This window comes from Bacillus sp. ISL-47 (assembly GCF_018613175.1).
Classification (GTDB): domain Bacteria; phylum Bacillota; class Bacilli; order Bacillales; family Cytobacillaceae; genus Cytobacillus.
On record NZ_JAGGQS010000052.1, the window covers coordinates 101,041 to 117,756 of the forward strand.

General features: G+C 39.9%; 18 protein-coding genes. 13 read left to right on the forward strand and 5 right to left on the reverse strand.

Going from position 1 to position 16,716, the window contains the following annotated elements:
• Positions 1-445 precede the first annotated feature (445 nt).
• From J7I93_RS18140 to J7I93_RS18165, 6 genes are all read left to right on the forward strand, one after another.
• Positions 446-4,111: a dynamin family protein gene (locus J7I93_RS18140; RefSeq protein ID WP_214727325.1), complete on the forward strand. Its 3,666-nt coding sequence runs from the start codon at positions 446-448 to the stop codon at positions 4,109-4,111.
• Between the two features lie 25 nt (positions 4,112-4,136).
• Positions 4,137-4,886, forward strand: a complete 750-nt coding sequence (locus tag J7I93_RS18145) for a nucleotidyltransferase domain-containing protein (RefSeq protein WP_214727327.1) — start codon at positions 4,137-4,139, stop codon at positions 4,884-4,886.
• Between the two features lie 32 nt (positions 4,887-4,918).
• Complete coding sequence (locus J7I93_RS18150; RefSeq protein ID WP_214727347.1) at positions 4,919-5,110, forward strand: hypothetical protein; 192 nt, start codon at positions 4,919-4,921, stop codon at positions 5,108-5,110.
• Entirely contained in the window at positions 5,107-5,943 is an 837-nt protein-coding gene (locus J7I93_RS18155; protein ID WP_214727328.1) for a sulfurtransferase, read from the forward strand. Before J7I93_RS18150 ends, J7I93_RS18155 begins: the two co-directional genes overlap by 4 nt.
• Before the next feature lie 91 nt (positions 5,944-6,034).
• Complete coding sequence (locus tag J7I93_RS18160; RefSeq protein WP_214727329.1) at positions 6,035-6,637, forward strand: hypothetical protein; 603 nt, start codon at positions 6,035-6,037, stop codon at positions 6,635-6,637.
• Positions 6,638-6,716: 79 nt separating this feature from the next.
• On the forward strand, positions 6,717-7,607 hold the full coding sequence (locus tag J7I93_RS18165) for a 5'-3' exonuclease (protein WP_214727330.1): 891 nt from the start codon (positions 6,717-6,719) through the stop codon (positions 7,605-7,607).
• A gap of 140 nt (positions 7,608-7,747) precedes the next feature.
• Here J7I93_RS18165 and sspL read toward each other — a convergent pair whose 3' ends face one another.
• Positions 7,748-7,885, reverse strand: a complete 138-nt coding sequence (gene sspL, locus J7I93_RS18170; RefSeq protein ID WP_026581140.1) for a small, acid-soluble spore protein L — start codon at positions 7,883-7,885, stop codon at positions 7,748-7,750.
• Positions 7,886-8,105: 220 nt separating this feature from the next.
• Here sspL and J7I93_RS18175 point away from each other — a divergent pair, with 220 nt between their 5' ends.
• Positions 8,106-8,567: a divergent PAP2 family protein gene (locus tag J7I93_RS18175; protein ID WP_110064153.1), complete on the forward strand. Its 462-nt coding sequence runs from the start codon at positions 8,106-8,108 to the stop codon at positions 8,565-8,567.
• A gap of 151 nt (positions 8,568-8,718) precedes the next feature.
• Positions 8,719-8,982 (forward strand): DUF6123 family protein, encoded by a 264-nt coding sequence (locus J7I93_RS18180; protein ID WP_214727331.1) that lies wholly within the window; start codon positions 8,719-8,721, stop codon positions 8,980-8,982.
• Between the two features lie 44 nt (positions 8,983-9,026).
• On the opposite strand, the gene J7I93_RS18185 is transcribed toward J7I93_RS18180, so the two are convergent.
• From J7I93_RS18185 to J7I93_RS18195, 3 genes are all read right to left on the reverse strand, one after another.
• Complete coding sequence (locus tag J7I93_RS18185; RefSeq protein WP_214727348.1) at positions 9,027-9,947, reverse strand: DMT family transporter; 921 nt, start codon at positions 9,945-9,947, stop codon at positions 9,027-9,029.
• On the reverse strand, positions 9,947-10,354 hold the full coding sequence (locus J7I93_RS18190; protein WP_214727332.1) for a reverse transcriptase-like protein: 408 nt from the start codon (positions 10,352-10,354) through the stop codon (positions 9,947-9,949). The genes J7I93_RS18185 and J7I93_RS18190 overlap by 1 nt, the downstream gene beginning before the upstream one ends.
• Positions 10,355-10,512: 158 nt before the next feature.
• Entirely contained in the window at positions 10,513-11,187 is a 675-nt protein-coding gene (locus J7I93_RS18195; RefSeq protein WP_214727333.1) for a queuosine precursor transporter, read from the reverse strand.
• A 190-nt stretch (positions 11,188-11,377) separates the two neighbouring features.
• On the opposite strand from J7I93_RS18195, the gene J7I93_RS18200 reads away from it, so the two are divergent.
• Positions 11,378-12,034 carry a ribonuclease H family protein gene (locus J7I93_RS18200; RefSeq protein WP_214727335.1) on the forward strand — a complete coding sequence of 219 codons (657 nt, stop codon included), beginning with the start codon at positions 11,378-11,380 and terminating at the stop codon, positions 12,032-12,034.
• Between the two features lie 26 nt (positions 12,035-12,060).
• Positions 12,061-12,237 carry a zinc-finger domain-containing protein gene (locus J7I93_RS18205; protein ID WP_214727337.1) on the forward strand — a complete coding sequence of 59 codons (177 nt, stop codon included), beginning with the start codon at positions 12,061-12,063 and terminating at the stop codon, positions 12,235-12,237.
• Between the two features lie 67 nt (positions 12,238-12,304).
• Here the strand turns inward: J7I93_RS18205 and cspD are convergent, their stop codons facing one another.
• Positions 12,305-12,505: a cold-shock protein CspD gene (cspD, locus tag J7I93_RS18210; protein ID WP_009791749.1), complete on the reverse strand. Its 201-nt coding sequence runs from the start codon at positions 12,503-12,505 to the stop codon at positions 12,305-12,307.
• A gap of 318 nt (positions 12,506-12,823) precedes the next feature.
• Here cspD and J7I93_RS18215 point away from each other — a divergent pair, with 318 nt between their 5' ends.
• From J7I93_RS18215 to mntR, 3 genes are all read left to right on the forward strand, one after another.
• Entirely contained in the window at positions 12,824-13,117 is a 294-nt protein-coding gene (locus J7I93_RS18215; protein WP_214727339.1) for a hypothetical protein, read from the forward strand.
• 331 nt (positions 13,118-13,448) lie between these two features.
• A complete protein-coding gene (locus J7I93_RS18220) occupies positions 13,449-15,611 on the forward strand; it encodes a DNA topoisomerase III (RefSeq protein WP_214727340.1) in 2,163 nt (720 codons plus the stop codon).
• A 638-nt stretch (positions 15,612-16,249) separates the two neighbouring features.
• Positions 16,250-16,675, forward strand: coding sequence for a transcriptional regulator MntR (mntR, locus tag J7I93_RS18225; RefSeq protein ID WP_214727341.1), 426 nt, complete (start codon positions 16,250-16,252; stop codon positions 16,673-16,675).
• Positions 16,676-16,716: the final 41 nt, after the last annotated feature.

Here is a 16,716-nt window from a genome sequence, read left to right on the forward strand (position 1 = left end):
GGTGTTGCTACATATGACAATTGTTTTTGTTGCAGGCACTATCGCGGCATACTCACTGGTTATGAAACATGTCCTGAATAACGTTGCAAAACCTCATACAAGATAATATTATCGAATTATTTGGAACCAGGCTGCTGCCTGGTTTTTGTTTTGTTATTACTTTCCATATTTTTGAAAATGTGTAAACCCTACGAACAAACGCGTGTGAAAATGGATAATAAAATATTTAATTTAGCGAACAATCATTATAAAATTTGCGAACAAACTAAAGGAATTAGCGAAGAAACTGCTATTAACTAAAAAGAAAATAAATTATTTATTCTAAAAAGCAGATTTCCAACAAAAAATATTAGAAAAATCAAAGAATAAGATCTCTTGTATAGGAAAACACACGAAAATCATTTAAAATAAGTAGTAAATTGAAGTTACAAGGGGATAAATGTAAATGGCTGAAACGGCAATGCAACCAGGATTACAACAAAATGAATTATTGAACAAAATTACTGCTTTATATTCATATACAAACGATCATCACGATGAGCAGACGGCTGAGAGGGCAAAGGATCTGGCGAGAAAGCTAAAAGACCAGGAATTCGCCATTGCCTTTTGCGGTCATTTTTCTGCAGGGAAATCGAGCATGATTAACAAGCTCGCTGGAGAGGATCTCCTCCCGTCATCACCAATCCCAACCAGTGCCAATCTGGTAAAGGTTAAATCCGGTGAAGAGGATTACGCAAAAGTGATTTTTAAGGAAGGGAAGCCAAGGCTGTATCCTGCACCATATGATTACGGGCAAGTAAAGTCTTATTGCAAGGATGGCGATTTGATCCAATCCATTGAAATCAGCCATTCCAAAACAAGTTTGCCAAAAAAGGCTGTCATTATGGATACGCCGGGAATCGATTCAACAGATGATGCGCATAGAATCGCTACAGAATCTGCTTTGCACTTGGCTGATCTGGTTTTTTATGTAATGGACTATAACCATGTTCAATCCGAATTGAATTTCCTTTTTACAAAAGAACTGACTGAAGCAGGCAAAGAAGTTTATTTAGTCATCAATCAAATAGATAAACACCGTGATGAAGAACTAAGCTTTGAACACTTCAAAGCAAGTGTGAGAGACTCTTTTGCTTCATGGGGAGTGAAGCCAGCACGGATATTCTACACCTCTTTAAAAGATGAAGACCATGAAGAAAACGAGTTTTATCCGCTGCAGAATTTTATTAATGAGAGCATCGCGAACCGTGAGGCACTCCTGCCTGTTTCCGTCTTTAATTCCTTGAAGAAGCTTGCAGAGGATCATCTTAAATTTCTGAATGAAGCAAATGCATCAGAAAAAGAGAAGTGGGAAGAAAAACTATCTGAACTTGGCCAGCAGGAACGGGAACAGCTGCCCGCAAAATTGTCGAATTTAGAAACTGAATTAACAAAGCTGAAAACTTCAATACATACAGCAGACATCGAAGTTAGCGACAAAATCGATGAGATACTGAAAAATGCTTATTTAATGCCTTTCCAGACTAGAGAACTTGCCGAGTCCTACTTAGAGTCCCGCCAGCCAGAGTTTAAAGTCGGTCTTTTTTTCAGCAGACAGAAAACAGAGCAGGAAAGACAGGCAAGACTTGAACGTTTTTATCAGGACTTTTCCGAGAAAGTAAAGGCTCAATTAGAATGGCATTTAAAAGAGCTCTTTCTGCAGCAATTTAAACAGCATGATATTCACGATCCTGGATTATTGGCACAGGCTCAGGGCTTTGAAATGCACTTTGAGCCGGAACTTTTAGCCAAAACGGTGAAGACTGGTGCCATGGTTTCAGGCGATTATGTTTTGCAGTATACCAATGATACGGCAGATGCTGTTAAAAGAATAGCTAAGAACAGCGCAGCCATTTTAAAAGAAGCGCTGCTGGCTGCCTTAAAGGATAAAATAAGCCATGAGCAATCAAGGCTTGAGGAAGACCTCTTCCAACTGAAAAAATATGCTGAAGCATTAAATGCATTAAGTTCTATTAGAGAAGAACTCCAAACAGCAGAGAGCCAAATGCATGCATACCTTGCAGGAGAGTATTCTCAGGATGCGTTCCAAGAGAAAGCCAAGGTTCTAGTCGCAGAGCATGTTGAAGAAGCAGAGGTTGTTTTCCTGCAAGAAGGGCAGGATGGGAAAGAAGAGCAGTTAAAGGAGTCAGTGCATAATGAAGAACCGCCAGCAGCTGAAGATCCTTTGCCTTCCATTTCTGTGCAGCCAGTTATTGAAAAGCTTAACTTCACAGCACAGGCTGTTAACGATCTTCCAGGTTTTAGAAAGCTTGCCGCAGACTTGGCCGGGAAAGCATCAAGGCTTGAGAGCAAAGAATTCACGGTTGCACTTTTCGGAGCTTTCAGTGCAGGGAAATCTTCCTTTGCAAATGCTTTAATCGGGGAAAAGCTGCTGCCTGTTTCCCCTAACCCGACAACAGCGGCAATCAATAAAATAAAGCCTATTTCCGGTGAGAATGCACACGGAACTGTTCTTGTAAAGGTCAAGGATTCCGAATCTCTTTTCAATGATGTAAATCACTCTTTAAGAGTCTTTGATTATACAGCCAGCAATTTTGACGATGCAGCTGCGGCTATAAAAAAAATTACAGGTGCTAACCAGGGATTTGATGCGAACGAAAAGACACATTTTGCCTTTCTAAATGCTTTTTTGCGTGGATTTCATTTTTTTCGTGAATTACTTGGGAGCACCATTAAAGCTAACCTTGAAGAATTTAAGGACTATGTGGCCAATGAGGAAAAATCATGCTTCGTAGAAACGATTGAAGTTTATTATGATTGCGAATTAACCAGGCAGGGAATCACACTTGTTGATACCCCTGGTGCGGATTCCATCAATGCAAGACATACAGGCGTTGCGTTTGAATATATAAAAAACTCGGATGCAATTCTGTTTGTAACCTATTATAATCATGCCTTCTCGAAAGCGGACAGGGAGTTTCTTATTCAGTTGGGACGTGTGAAAGACACCTTTGCCCTCGATAAAATGTTTTTTATAGTCAATGCCATCGACCTGGCAAGTAATGAGGAAGAGAAAGAGTCAGTGCTTGATTATGTGGAAGACCAATTGGTGCAGTATGGTATTCGCAGACCTCATTTATTTGGCATATCGAGCCTTCAAGCTCTGTCAGAAAAAATGGAAAAAAACAAAGATGAAACGTCAAATATCAGCTCTTTTGAAAATAGCTTTTATTCGTTTATCAATCAGGATTTGCTGAACATCTCCATTACATCCGCAGAAACAGAATGGAAACGCTTATTAGGCCAGTTAAGAGCTTATATATCCTCTTCCCAGGAAAACAAGGATGTAAGGGTTCAAAAGCTGGAGTTACTGAAAGATGAGCATAAAACAATTTCTGATCTTTTACGCAAACAGAAACCTGAATTGCTGTCTCAAAGGCTTGAACAGGAAACAGATGAGCTTGTTTTTTATATCAAGCAAAGAGTATTTTTGCGTTTTGGAGATTTTGTAAAGGAGGCTTTCAACCCATCACTTTTAAAGGACGACGGCCGGAATCTAAAGAAGATGCTACACGCAGCACTTGATGATTTTCTTTCCAGCTTCGGATTTGATTTTGCCCAGGAGCTCCGTGCAACAACCTTAAGGCTCGAAACCTATATTTCCAAGCTTCTGGGACAGCAACAGGAGTCCATTGCGAAATCAGCAGCTAATGTGAACAGTGATTTGTCTTATAGTTTATTTGAGCCAGCCGCTCTGGCTGGAATAGAATTTGAATCTGCTTTTTCAAACGAGGATCACGCTCAGTTTAAAAAAGCTTTATCACATTTTAAAAATCCCAAATCATTCTTTGAGAGAAATGAACGGAAACAGTTGGCGGATGAGCTTGAGAAAAACTTGCAGGAACCTGCTGACCGATACTTGCAGGCTGAAAGTGCAAGGTTGAAATTTCATTACAACAGCCTTTTGACAACAGAATTTGAGCGTTTGCTCGATTCACTTTTGGAACAGACCAATGAATACTATGAAGGTATTACGGCGGCTCTAAAAGATGATTTCCCAATTGAGGAACTTAAAGAAATTGAAAGGGAAATTGCACAATACGAGAAATAATTTTTGAAAGGTTGCTGTATTTCTCATGGAAAAATGGCTGTGCGCTACAGAAGAAAAATATCATATCGATATCCTTTTTGCATGTGAAGCAGGGAGCAGGGCCTGGGGTACAGATGATGTGGGGTCAGACTATGATATTCGCTTCATATTTAAACACAGGGACATAAAAGAATACCTTTCCCTTGAACGTGCAAAGGACGTTATAGATTCAGATACTCCTTTTGATGCGCATGGCTGGGATATTTTCAAAGCGCTTGAACTGATGAAAAAGTCCAATCCAAGCATTTATGAATGGACATACTCACCCATTATATACAGGGATAAGCGGCAATTTTCTGTAAAGCTAAAGAGAATTGTAGAAAATGATTTTTCAAAATATAAGTTATTTCAGCATTACCGTCAGCTTATGACCCGTAATTTAAAGGAAGCTGCTAAGAAAGAAACAATGACAGAGAAAAAGCAGAAATTGCTTATACAGGCTGTGAGAGCTTTTTTAATTGCCAGACAAATACTCGCTGCTGAACATTTGAATGGTCATTTTCTTTATAGAAGACTCTTTTTTATCAAGGGAGAAAGTGATTTTGTTCATTTTTACCGGGAGCTTGCAGAAGAAAAACAAAATGGAAGCCTTATTAATGGAAAATATGCTGACATTATGCTTGGCAGACTGGAGAAAGAAAAAGAGGCAATGCTAGCAGCCGCTGAAAAACTGAATAAAGGCAGCAGCCAGGTAACGTTCCTCAATGAATGGCTTTGGGAGCTGATTGGGATATAGGCATAATGTCTAAAACCGAAAAAGGGAGAGCTATGGAGAAGAATTCTTTTCATGCTTGTGCCACCTGTATTAATTTTAAAACTCAAAAGCGAAAAGATGGAATGTATTATTTTTGCAGCAGGCTTGGCTATGAAACGAAACCTGATTATCAATTTAACTGCTGGACTCCAAAGGAACATGTAGTCCGGCTGATGGAAAAAAGAAAAGGGGAGAATCTGGGATGAAGTATGTAATCGAAAAGGAATGGCTTCTAAACAAACTCAATGATTCAGATGTAAGAATTGCAGATTGCCGGTTTAAACTCGGTTCTCCTAAAGAGGGACACAGCTTATATTCTTTAAATCATATTCCAAATGCGATTTATTTTGACCTTGAGAAAGATCTCTCAGGCAAGGTAAAAGAGCACGGTGGAAGGCATCCACTGCCAGATCTGGAGCAGCTTAAACATGCACTTGAGAAGGCGGGAATCAGCCGGGAAACAACCGTTGTTGCATATGACGGAGGGGAAGGGGCTTTTGCTTCACGGTTCTGGTGGCTGCTCCGCTATTTGGGACATGAAAAAGTCTATATCCTAAACGGCGGATATAAAGAATGGATTAACGGCGAATATCCCGTAAGTAATGAAATACAAAGCTATGAACCTGCTATTTTTAACATTGAGCTCCAGCATGATATCCTTGCTCCTTATGAAGAGGTTAAAAGTCAGTCAGAAAACTACGGTGGAGCAGTATTAATCGATTCAAGGGAAGCGAAACGCTACTTGGGGCTTGAAGAGCCAATCGACAAAAAAGCAGGCCACATTCCAGGGGCAATCAATAAAGTTTGGCTTGAGGCTTATGAAAATGGCAGATTTCATGATATACAAGACCAGGAGAAAAGGTTTGCAGAAATCGACAAAAACAAGCCGGTTATTGTCTATTGCGGATCAGGAGTCACTGCAGCACCAAACTTTCTTGCTTTGATTGAAGCCGGCTATAGCAATGTAAAATTATATGCAGGAAGCTTTAGTGACTGGATATCATATGAGGATAATGAGATAGAAACTGTCGAAAAATAGAGAAATCCCTTTTTAAAAAGGGATTTTTTTACTGTGGTAAATATTATATAATTTAAAAGGTTTCATATATTCAAATAATTGGAGGTCTTAAATGAATACTTCAGGTTATACGATAACAAAAAAGCAAAAAACTGATATGAATCAAATATTGGTAACCACCGCCATAATACTTATTCTTTCTGCCATCTTTGTTCCCATTTTTTTGCTTTCCCCATTCCAGGCACAGTTTTACAGAGTAACTGGAACATGGGTATTCGAAGCCCCTAAATCCGCTTACTTAACATTTAGTTTTGCACTGGTAGCAGTAGGGGTTTTTATGATTGCAGGGGTTTGGCTTCACAGCGCAGAAAAATTCGGCAAGCTTGGGAAAATGATTGTCGGCATTGGATTTACTGCTTCGCTGGCCACATTAATACTTAGCTTTGACTATTACCATTACATCGATAAAAACGGGGTTCACTTTAATCCATTGTTCAGTTTGGAGGAGAAGCACTATACATGGACAGAAATAAAACAAGCGAGGCAAACGGTCAAAAATGAAATGGGTATTATGTCAGATGATAAACTGATTTTTACGTTTAATGACGGAACAAGCTACTCCTATCTATTGAATGATAATATCCGCAAGGCCAGAATCGCGACCTATTTTGAACTTGAAGAGCATGGTGTTGAATTGATAAGGGAAACTGAATAGTATTGTAAAACTTTTCAAGGGAATGTGGGTGTTTCCCATGTTATAATAGTAGATACGATTATAACCGGGAGGCGAAGAAATGAACGAAAACAAACCTTCACTGCTGCTTGTAGACGGGATGGCGCTATTATTCAGAGCTTATTTTGCCACCGCTGTCTCCGGCCAATTTATGATAAATTCAAAAGGAATTCCTACAAATGGAGTCTACGGTTTTGTAAAACACTTCTTAACAGCTGTTTCTTCATTCAGCCCTACTCATGTGGCTGTCTGCTGGGATATGGGAAGCAAAACATTCCGGACAGAAATGTTCAATGGATATAAAGCAAACCGCCCAGAAGCTCCAATTGAGCTTGTGCCACAATTTGATCTTGTAAAGGATGTTGTCGAAGCTTTCGATGTTCCAAATATCGGGTTAGAAGGGTATGAAGCTGATGATTGCATTGGAACGATCGCAAAAAAGGCAAGCCAGGAAGCAGATGTGCTAATCCTTACTGGAGACCAGGATATCCTGCAGCTTTTGGATGAACATATTTCGGTTGTTTTATTGCAAAAAGGGTACGGCAATTACCTGGTTCATACAAGCGAAACCTTCTATGAAGAAAAAGGCATTTCACCAAAGCAGATGATCGACTTAAAAGCTTTCATGGGTGATACAAGCGATAACTATCCTGGTGTAAAAGGGATTGGTGAAAAAACAGCCTTAAAGCTCCTTCAGCAGTATGAGCATATTGAAGGCGTCCTTGAAAACCTGGAGCAGCTGACAAATGGCCAGCGCACTAAAATTGAAAAGGATCTTGAGATGCTCCACCTGAGCAGACAGCTTGCAGAAATAAAATGCGATGTTCCTGTTGAATGTCCACTGGACCTTGCCCAATTTACTATGAACCGGGAAAAGGTAATCGAAAAATTCACCGAAATTGAATTTCGCGGACTTCACCGCTTTCTTGATTTGAAAAAAGAATATGCTTAATATGAGAACTCCAGGCTGAGGCATGGAGTTTTTGTTTTGGATATGAGCTAATCCCGCGCCTAAGCTCCCATCCGGCATCAGTAATGGTTACACAAAATCCGCCGAACAAAAGCCGCCTTCACAAGGCGGCCTCTTCTGCATTATTTTGTATTTTTCTTTTTCGCAGCATTCTCCAGCTTGCTCTTCGGCTCTTCTGCGAATTCCGCATCCTGCCCGTATCCTTGAGGGTTTACACCCGGAGCTTTCTTTCCTCTGTTTGTATGTCCATTTTTGCTCAAGTGGGTTCACCTCCTTTAAAAAATCATTGCCGATTTTGATAACCTTATTATTGTTTAAGTCTTTGTGTTTTAATCATTTCCATGAGGGGTACAAATTAGCAACTGATGCTATACGCATTTATGCTGGTTTATTTCACAATAAAAAGATGCTCTAATCAGCATTTTCTGGAGGAATAATAACAACCTGCATACTTCACAATATAAAAGAGGTGAGTCTGAAATGAATAAAGGAGTTTATATAGCTCTGTTAAGTATAGGGTTGGCTCAGGGGCTGAAGATTCCCATCCATTATGTTAAAGAAGGAGAGCTTCGTCCGGATTTATTTTTCCAGACAGGCGGAATGCCGAGTTCCCATTCGGCAGGTGTTTCTTCCTTAACGACTTTTATTGCATTAAAGCGGGGAGTTCCGACTGTTGATTTTGCTCTCTCGCTTGTATACGGTTTGATCGTAATGTATGATGCACAGGGAATCAGGCGCCAGACTGGTGAGCTTACATTAAAGGTAAACAGCCTTGGCGAGCTTGTTGATAAGATCCACAAAGATGAGACAGTAAAGTTTGAAGAGGAAGGCCCAAAGAAGCTAAAGGAGATGCTTGGCCATCAGCCTGCCGAGGTTTTAGGAGGAGCTCTTCTTGGAGTGCTTACAGGTACGCTTGGCTATCTTCTTACAAAGAAAAAATAAATAGACACGACATATCGTGAAACCGCCTTCTATCCAATTTCCAAAGATGGACAACCCCTGCCTGCTTCCTGCAGAAAAAGGTAGATAATTGTCGAAAATTCAGGTAAGATTTAGGAGGAAACAAAGGGAGCAGGGGAAGAGGGGAAGGTTTGTGAAGACAGTTGAAGAATATTTGCACTTTTTGCAAAGTAAAGGTTTTCAATTACGTGAAGATGCAATTGGCTTCATTTACTTTGGCAAAAATTACACAGATGCTTCAGATGAGCTTGCAAATGCAGCAATTGAATTAACGTTAAAAGCACAGAAATCATTTGACGGCAGTTTCTATGTATCATTACTGGAAACGCTGGTTGCGAATGACATCAGCAGCAGGCGTGAAGCAATAAAGTTTGTAAAAGAAAAGTTAATTATTTAAAAAGGCGTGTACACTTGAGAACACGCCTTTTGCATTGATTCCAATCAGGAGGCAGCTTTTTTCTTTAAGATGAAAAAATTTTTCTTGGCAGGGATTTCTGCAAAAATCATTCCCGCAAAAATAAGCAGACAGCCAATCACTGCACTATAAGATAGCCTTTCATTTGCCCATATAAAACCGGTTGCTGCTGCAAAAACTGGTTCCATAGCAAAAATCAGGGCAACTCTTGTTGGGGTTGTATATTTTTGAAAAGTTGTCTGTGCAAAGAAAGCGATGGCTGTTGCAAAAAGCGAAGTCACAATCAGAGCTCCCAGCACATTAGACTTAAACAAAATATCAGGCTGGAATGCCTGCTGCCAGTTCTCTGTGAAAAGTGCAAAAATCATCGATAACAGAGCTACAGTGGCTACTTGAATGACAGTCAACAGCAGGGCAGGATATTTGCTGCTGTATTTGCCTGTAAAAATGATATGAAGGGCAAAACCTACTGCACATATAAATACAAGTGCATCTCCAATATTCAGCGAGACTTTATCAGTCATTGTCAGCAGGTATAGTCCTGCAGTTGCAATTGAGACACCTGCAATGGCATTAATTCCCGGCTTGATTTTTATAAGCATGAAAGAAAATACGGGAACCATCACTACGCTTAAACCGGTTATGAAACCAGCTTTTGATGAAGTAGTATACAGCAGTCCCACTGTCTGGAACGCGTAGCCAACAAATAAAAAAAGGCCCATAATAGCACCTGAAGCCAGCAGTCTCTTATTTAACAGCATCAGCTGTTTTCTTTCGAAAAGAATGAGCCATCCTCCGAGCAGAAGGGCTGCAAGGAAAAAGCGTACACCATTAAAGGAGAATGGTTCTAAAAAAGCAATAGCATTTTGCACGAGAACAAAGGTGGAGCCCCAAACCAAGGCAACGAGCAAAAGGCTTATATCAGCGAAGATTGTTGATCTGGTCATCATTTATCTTGCCCTTTCGTTTTATTTTCCCGGATGGCAGCACGGGCTAATTCATCAGCTGACTTATTATCCGAACTTGGCACCCATTTCATAAAAAATAAATCAAATTGCCTTGTAAGTTTCAATGCTTCTTCAAGCAGAGGGGCAAATTTTTTATTTTTCACAAATTCCTTTTCGACAGCGCGATTGACAAGCTGTGAGTCCGTCCGGAAGGATACAACTTTATAGCCCTTCTCAATACATATTTCCAGGGCTTTTAAAAATGCACGGTATTCTGCTTCGTGATTTTCCATTTCACCCAATGGAATCGAGAAGCGCTGAACTTCTCCGTTATTTTTTATAAAAATACCTGCACCGCTTGGACCAGGGTTTCCGGCACTGGCTCCATCTATAAATACTTCAATCATTGCTTTGCCTCCCCGACTTTTCATTGGTAATGTGTTTAGAGAGTAGTGCTGCTCTTTATTTAACACTGCAATAGGGTAAACTAAGTGTAGTTTATCATAAAAATCCGTTATATAGCAGAAAAAGGATACCATTTTGGGCATCCTTTAATCATTTGGTCTTATTTTACCGGAAACCGTTTGGCTATATATCCAAATGGGGTATCAAGTAGGGCTATCAAAAATTTTAGGATATACGTCGTGAAGAATATTTGAATCCAATCATCCATCGGAAATACGCCAAGGAAAGCAATACTGGTAAAAATAAGCGTATCTAATAATTGGCTTAACATGGTGCTGCCATTATTCCGTATCCAGAATTGGTTTTCTTTTGGGAATTTCTTTTTCAAATAGGTAAAGATATAAACATCGGTCAGTTGGCTGACTAAATATGCAGCCAGGCTTCCCGCCGCTATGCGGGGGAGGATGGAAAAAATGGTGCTAAGAGCCTCCTGTGCAAAATCTGTTTCATGCGGCTTGAACAATAGGACCATCTGCATAATGAGGGTCATGGCCAAGAGTGTAAAAAAACCAAGCCAAACTGCTTTTTTTGCTTCGTCTTTGCCGTACTTTTCATTCAGAATATCCGTAACTAAAAAAGCAGTTCCGTACATGGCGTTCCCCAGCGTAGCAGTAAGGCCAAACATTTCAACTGTTTTAACTACCTGAAGATTGGCTATTACCGTTGAAAAACCAATCCAAACAAACAAGCCTGTTTTTCCAAAAAGGCGGTACATGACCAGAACTAATATAAAATTGACAAGTGCAAAGAATAATCCAAACCATTCATTAAACATCGTTTTCCTCCTAGTTTTGATAATGCGGGAGTTTCCGAACCGCAATGTCTATTTGATTGTCATTGACCATTATAGCTTGAAATATACTCGAATAGTACCAAGTTGAGTAAAGAATAAGAGATTCGGCTATTGCAAACAGTTTTTAATAAAGGTGACCACAGCTAAAAAAGTACAGAAAGGCTGAAAATAAATGAAATATAAAGTGGAATGGAAATATAAACTAAAAGGGAATGAAGATGTTCATTTTGCTTCAGACTGGATTGACGGGGAATTAGCTTTGCAAGTGGGAGAAGATATTGAAAGGTCCGGAAAAGGAAAAGACATTATCTACTATGATGAAATTGGTACTTCATGGAGTACCAAGGAAATGCGGAAGCTGTTAACGGAAGTAGAAGAGGATCCGCATGATATTACCGTATTTTTTGACGGAGGATTTAATAAAGATACAAACCAGGCAGGACTTGGAGCAGTGATTTACTTTAAACAGGGCAAAAAGAAATACCGTGTAAGAGCAAATGAACTTTTTGATGAAATGGATAATAATAATGAAGCAGAATATGCTGCCATTTATTTTACAGTAAACCTTCTTGAGGAGATGGGTGTTCATCATATGACCTGTGAGTTCAAGGGAGATTCCCAGGTGGTACTGAAACAGCTTGAAGGTGAATGGCCATGTTATGAAGAAAACCTTAATCGCTGGCTTGACCGGATTGAGGAAAAGATTAAAAAGCTTGGCATTCTTCCAAGATATACTCCCATTCCGCGTAACGAGAACAAAGAAGCGGATAAGTTGGCCAGCCAGGCACTCCAAGGGAAATTCATTAACAGCAGAATGCAGGTCATATAATTGGAAACAAGGAAGGCGTGAAAAATTTGAGCAGAAAGGAAATATTCAATCAAGTGGAGGACCTGATGGCCAACTATTGCAAAGGCTGTTTTCTTCACAAACACCACAAAGAGGAAAAGGGGCGCAGATACGCCCATCGATTTTGCATATCTGAATGTACGGTAGGCGAAAAAATCAAATCAATCGGAAGTAAGCTGAACTGACTTCTGGCGGGTTTGCGGACAAAATAAAAGGCTGGCAGATGCCAGCCTTATTACTGTTATATTTGAATTATAGTTTTACAACGTTTGCAGCTTGAGGTCCGCGGTTTCCTTCAACGATTTCGAAAGAAACTTCTTGGCCTTCTTCTAAAGATTTGAAACCGTCGCCTTGGATAGCTGTGAAGTGTACGAATACATCGTCTCCGCCTTCAACTTCGATGAAACCGAAACCTTTTTCATTATTGAACCATTTTACTTTACCGTTTTGCATGTTTAATTTTCCTCCTAAGCCTTTCAAGACACTTATGGTGCCTTAGATGAATATTACCACCTAACAAAACATAGAGCAGATATTTTTTGAAATAACGGAAATATATTCTGTTAAATGATGATTATAATATACACGAATGGGCACTTTCCGTCAAGGAATACAAGCATAATTTTACAAAAAACAATAAAATATTTTAAATATTTAAAAATCTGTATTCATTCTTAGGTTTTCAATAATTTTTTACAATGTTTAGATATCATATTTAATTGTTTTTTTCATATTTATTATTAATTATATTGTTTTTTAAAGGGTGAGGATATGTACCGGTTTTCCATTGAGAATCAGGATTGGATCTTGAGGTTTTCACCCAATATCCAAATTGAAGCGGAAGAAAAGCAGGCCATAATCAGTTCAATCCTTCAGCTTGGCAGTGAGCTTCCTTTTTTTCCGCATGGGGATTCATTTATCATTATGAATGACCAATTAGGCATCATTGTATTTAATGTTGAAAAAATCCCATCGATGATATTGACAGTCTCCAACATTGTTACAGAAAATAAATGGTACATCCAGAAGAACCTTACTATAAAACCGTATAAAAAAGAAGGATGATCGGCGAAAGCCGATTTTTTCTGAGGGTTACCTTTAACATCAGGAAAAGGTTACAAGTCCCGATTCTTTCGCATTATGAAAACGCTTTCATTTATGAAATTCACTCAGCAGAAATGGATTATCCTGATACTATGGACACGTATAAAGATCCAGCCGCAACAAGCTTTGTACTGAAAAGATAAGGAGAGTAAGGAGAATCCCTCAAGGGGTTCTCCTTAAATTTTGAAAAAATTTTCCCATGTAATCGTATTTTTGCTCTCTTTGCTAATTTTTTAGGTTAATATTAAAATAGATATCTATATTTTGTTCTATTAAGCAAGGGAGCTAAATTATGAAACTGATTATCGCGGAGAAACCCGACCAGGGATTAACGCTGGCTTCTATTTTTAAAATGAAGAAACATCAGGGATATATTGAAATCTTCCCAAATGATATATTTCCCCAGGGGGCGTATGTAACCTGGGCTGTAGGGCACCTTTGCCAGCTTTCTTCTCCTGAGAAATATGATAGGGAATGGAAAAAACGGTCTCTTAACGCATTGCCCATAATCCCTGAGCAGTTCCAATACGAAGTCACAAAAGATAAAGCAAAGCAATTTAATATTATAAAACAGCTTCTCTCGAGTCCAAGTTTGGCTGAAGTCATTCATGCGGGAGATGCAGGACGTGAGGGTGAGCTTATTATCAGAAATATCCTAAGGCTGACCGGATCGAGAGTGCCAATGAAAAGACTGTGGATTTCTTCATTAACACCCAAAGCAATCAGGGAAGGGTTTCTTGCTCTTCTCGATGAAAGCGATACTCGGAATCTTTATTATGAAGCCTATACGAGAGCGTGTGCTGACTGGGTGGTTGGAATGAATGCGTCGCGCCTGTATAGCCTGCTTCTTCAGCAGCAGGGCTTCTCAGATGTTTTTTCAGTAGGAAGGGTTCAGACTCCAACACTTGCCTTAATTGTAAAAAGAGAAAATGAGATTCAAAATTTTGTATCCGAACCATTTTGGGAGGTTACAGCCCAATTTAATATGGATGGAAAAAAATATACGGGCAAGTGGGAAAATGATGGTGAAACACGAATTAAAACAAAGGAGCTCGCCGAAAAAATAGCGGCTTTTTGTCAGAATAAAGATGCTCAAGTAGAAGATGTCCAGGCAGAAAAGAAAGAGTTCCTGCCGCCGTTGCTCTATAACTTATCTGCGTTGCAGGCAGAAGCCAACCGCCGATTTAAATTCCCTCCAAAAAAGACGCTTGACGTCTTGCAAAAGCTTTATCAAAAAGGCTTTGTATCCTATCCTCGTTCCGATTCCAGGCATGTGACAGAGGGGGAAGCGGAAATGTTCCCTGAAATTCTCAGGAAAATGGAAGCGAAGGAAGAGTACAAGGATCTATTTCCTCTGCCTGTAAGCTCGATTATGCAAAATAAACGGTATGTAAATGATAAAAAGGTAACAGACCATTACGCAATCATTCCGACCGAACAAGTCCCCGATCTGCAAAAGTTATCATCGGATGAAAAAATTCTTTATGACCTTATCATGAGGAGCTTAATTGCTGCCCATTATGGAAAAGCTGTAACCGAATATACAACTATTAAAACCCTTGTTGATGGCAGAGCTTTATTTCTATCAAAAGGGAAGGTCCAGCTGGAAGAAGGCTGGCGAAAAGTGATTACTCAGCAGGAGAAGGAAAATGAGCCTGTTCTGCCTTCATTGCAGGCAGGTGATAATGGTACCGTGGTTAAGGCTAATGTTAAAGAAAGCAAAACACAGCCGCCAAAGCGCTATACAGAAGGACAGCTAATTACACTTATGAAAACAGCCGGAAAGCAAATCGAAGACAAAGAACTCGAAAAAGTATTAATGAAAACAGAAGGTCTGGGAACAGAAGCCACAAGGGCCGGAATTATTACGATGCTTAAAGACCGCAAATATATTGATATAAAAAAGAACCTGGTCTATGCAAATCCCAAAGCAAAAATCCTGATAGAAGCCATTGGCTCTGAAATCCTGGCTTCCCCAGAGATGACAGCAAAATGGGAGCAAAGGCTTAAGGATATATCAGATGGGGCAGCTTCGCCAAAACAATTCATGGACCAAACGAATAAAATGATTAGTCACCTCATTGACTCCTCTGTTAACAATGCCGGAAAATGGACATTCTCCGAAGAAGATAAAGAGGGCTTTACTCCAGGTAAGTTCAAACAAAAAAGGGCAGTCAATTTGGGGCAATGCAAGCAATGCGATGGAAGAGTTGTTGATAAAGGCAGTTTTTACGGCTGCTCTAATTACAATAAAACCAAATGTGGTTTTACTATTTCCAAAAAAATTATGGGCAAGGGAATTACCCAAAAAATTCTTAAACAGCTGCTAAAAGATGGAGAGACAGAATTAGTGGAAGGCTTTACTAGCAAAGGAAAAGATAAAACCTTTTCTGCCAAATTATCATGGGATGGACAGGAAAATAGAATTAAATTTGTCTTCCCGCAAAAGGCCTAAATTTGGCTCTATGTGACATATTGCCTTGTCTCCCTTTCGCAACTGTAGTAAAATCGTTAAAGTCTTATACTTATTAGGTTATGTTAAAGTTACATTGATTTGGCACCCTGTGTTAATTCAAGCGGAAATCAACACACGTTTTACAGAACCATTTCTTAAAGAGATATGTAATGGTTGAAAGTTTACAGGGCGCTCTGCGCTTTTCTAATACAATATAAAAGTGAACTTAGAACTTCGAAAACTGTCTAGCTCCAGCGCCTACCCCCTTGAGGTCACAAGCTTTTCTTGTTGCGGCTCCTAGGGACTCGGGTCATAATCCGTTTCCTTTCAGAAGGAAAAAACACCTTCTTACAGGTACCGTCTTATGCCTGTCGTCCCTGTACAGTCGCCTCCACATTTCGGGCAATCCTCCCAGCAAGGCAAAGAACGCCTTCCCGGGCGGCTCGTCTTGTGCTTGTCGGGGGTGGGCAAGGCGCTTGCGCTTTTCAAAAAATGCTGTCTAGCTCCGAGCGCCATCGGCTCGAGGTCTTAAGCCAATCGCTTCTGAAGGCAAAGAACGCCTTCTGCCAGCGCTTGTCTTAAGCTGGTCGCCGATAGGCAGGCGCTCTGCGCTTTTCTATTTGGCAGGAGGTTGCGAAATGCCAACACCGAGTATGGAAGATTATATTGAACAGATATATATGTTAATTGAAGATAAGGGATATGCGCGGGTTTCCGATATTGCCGAGGCCTTGTCGGTACATCCTTCTTCTGTAACAAAAATGGTACAAAAGCTTGATAAAGATGAATATCTTGTATATGAAAAATACAGGGGGCTGATATTGACGCCAAAAGGCAAAAAAATCGGCAAAAGACTTGTGTACCGCCACGAACTGCTGGAACAGCTCCTTCGCATAATCGGAGTAAAAGAAGAAAATATTTATGAGGATGTTGAAGGGATTGAACACCACCTGAGCTGGGATGCTATTGACCGGGTTGGTGATTTGGTGCAGTTTTTTGAAGAAGATGAGAACCGCATAGAAGTTTTGCGAGAGATTCAGAGGAAAAATGAAGATGAACAATAAAAACCTGACAGCTGTCAGGTTTTTTTCATGTGCGCCCGGCA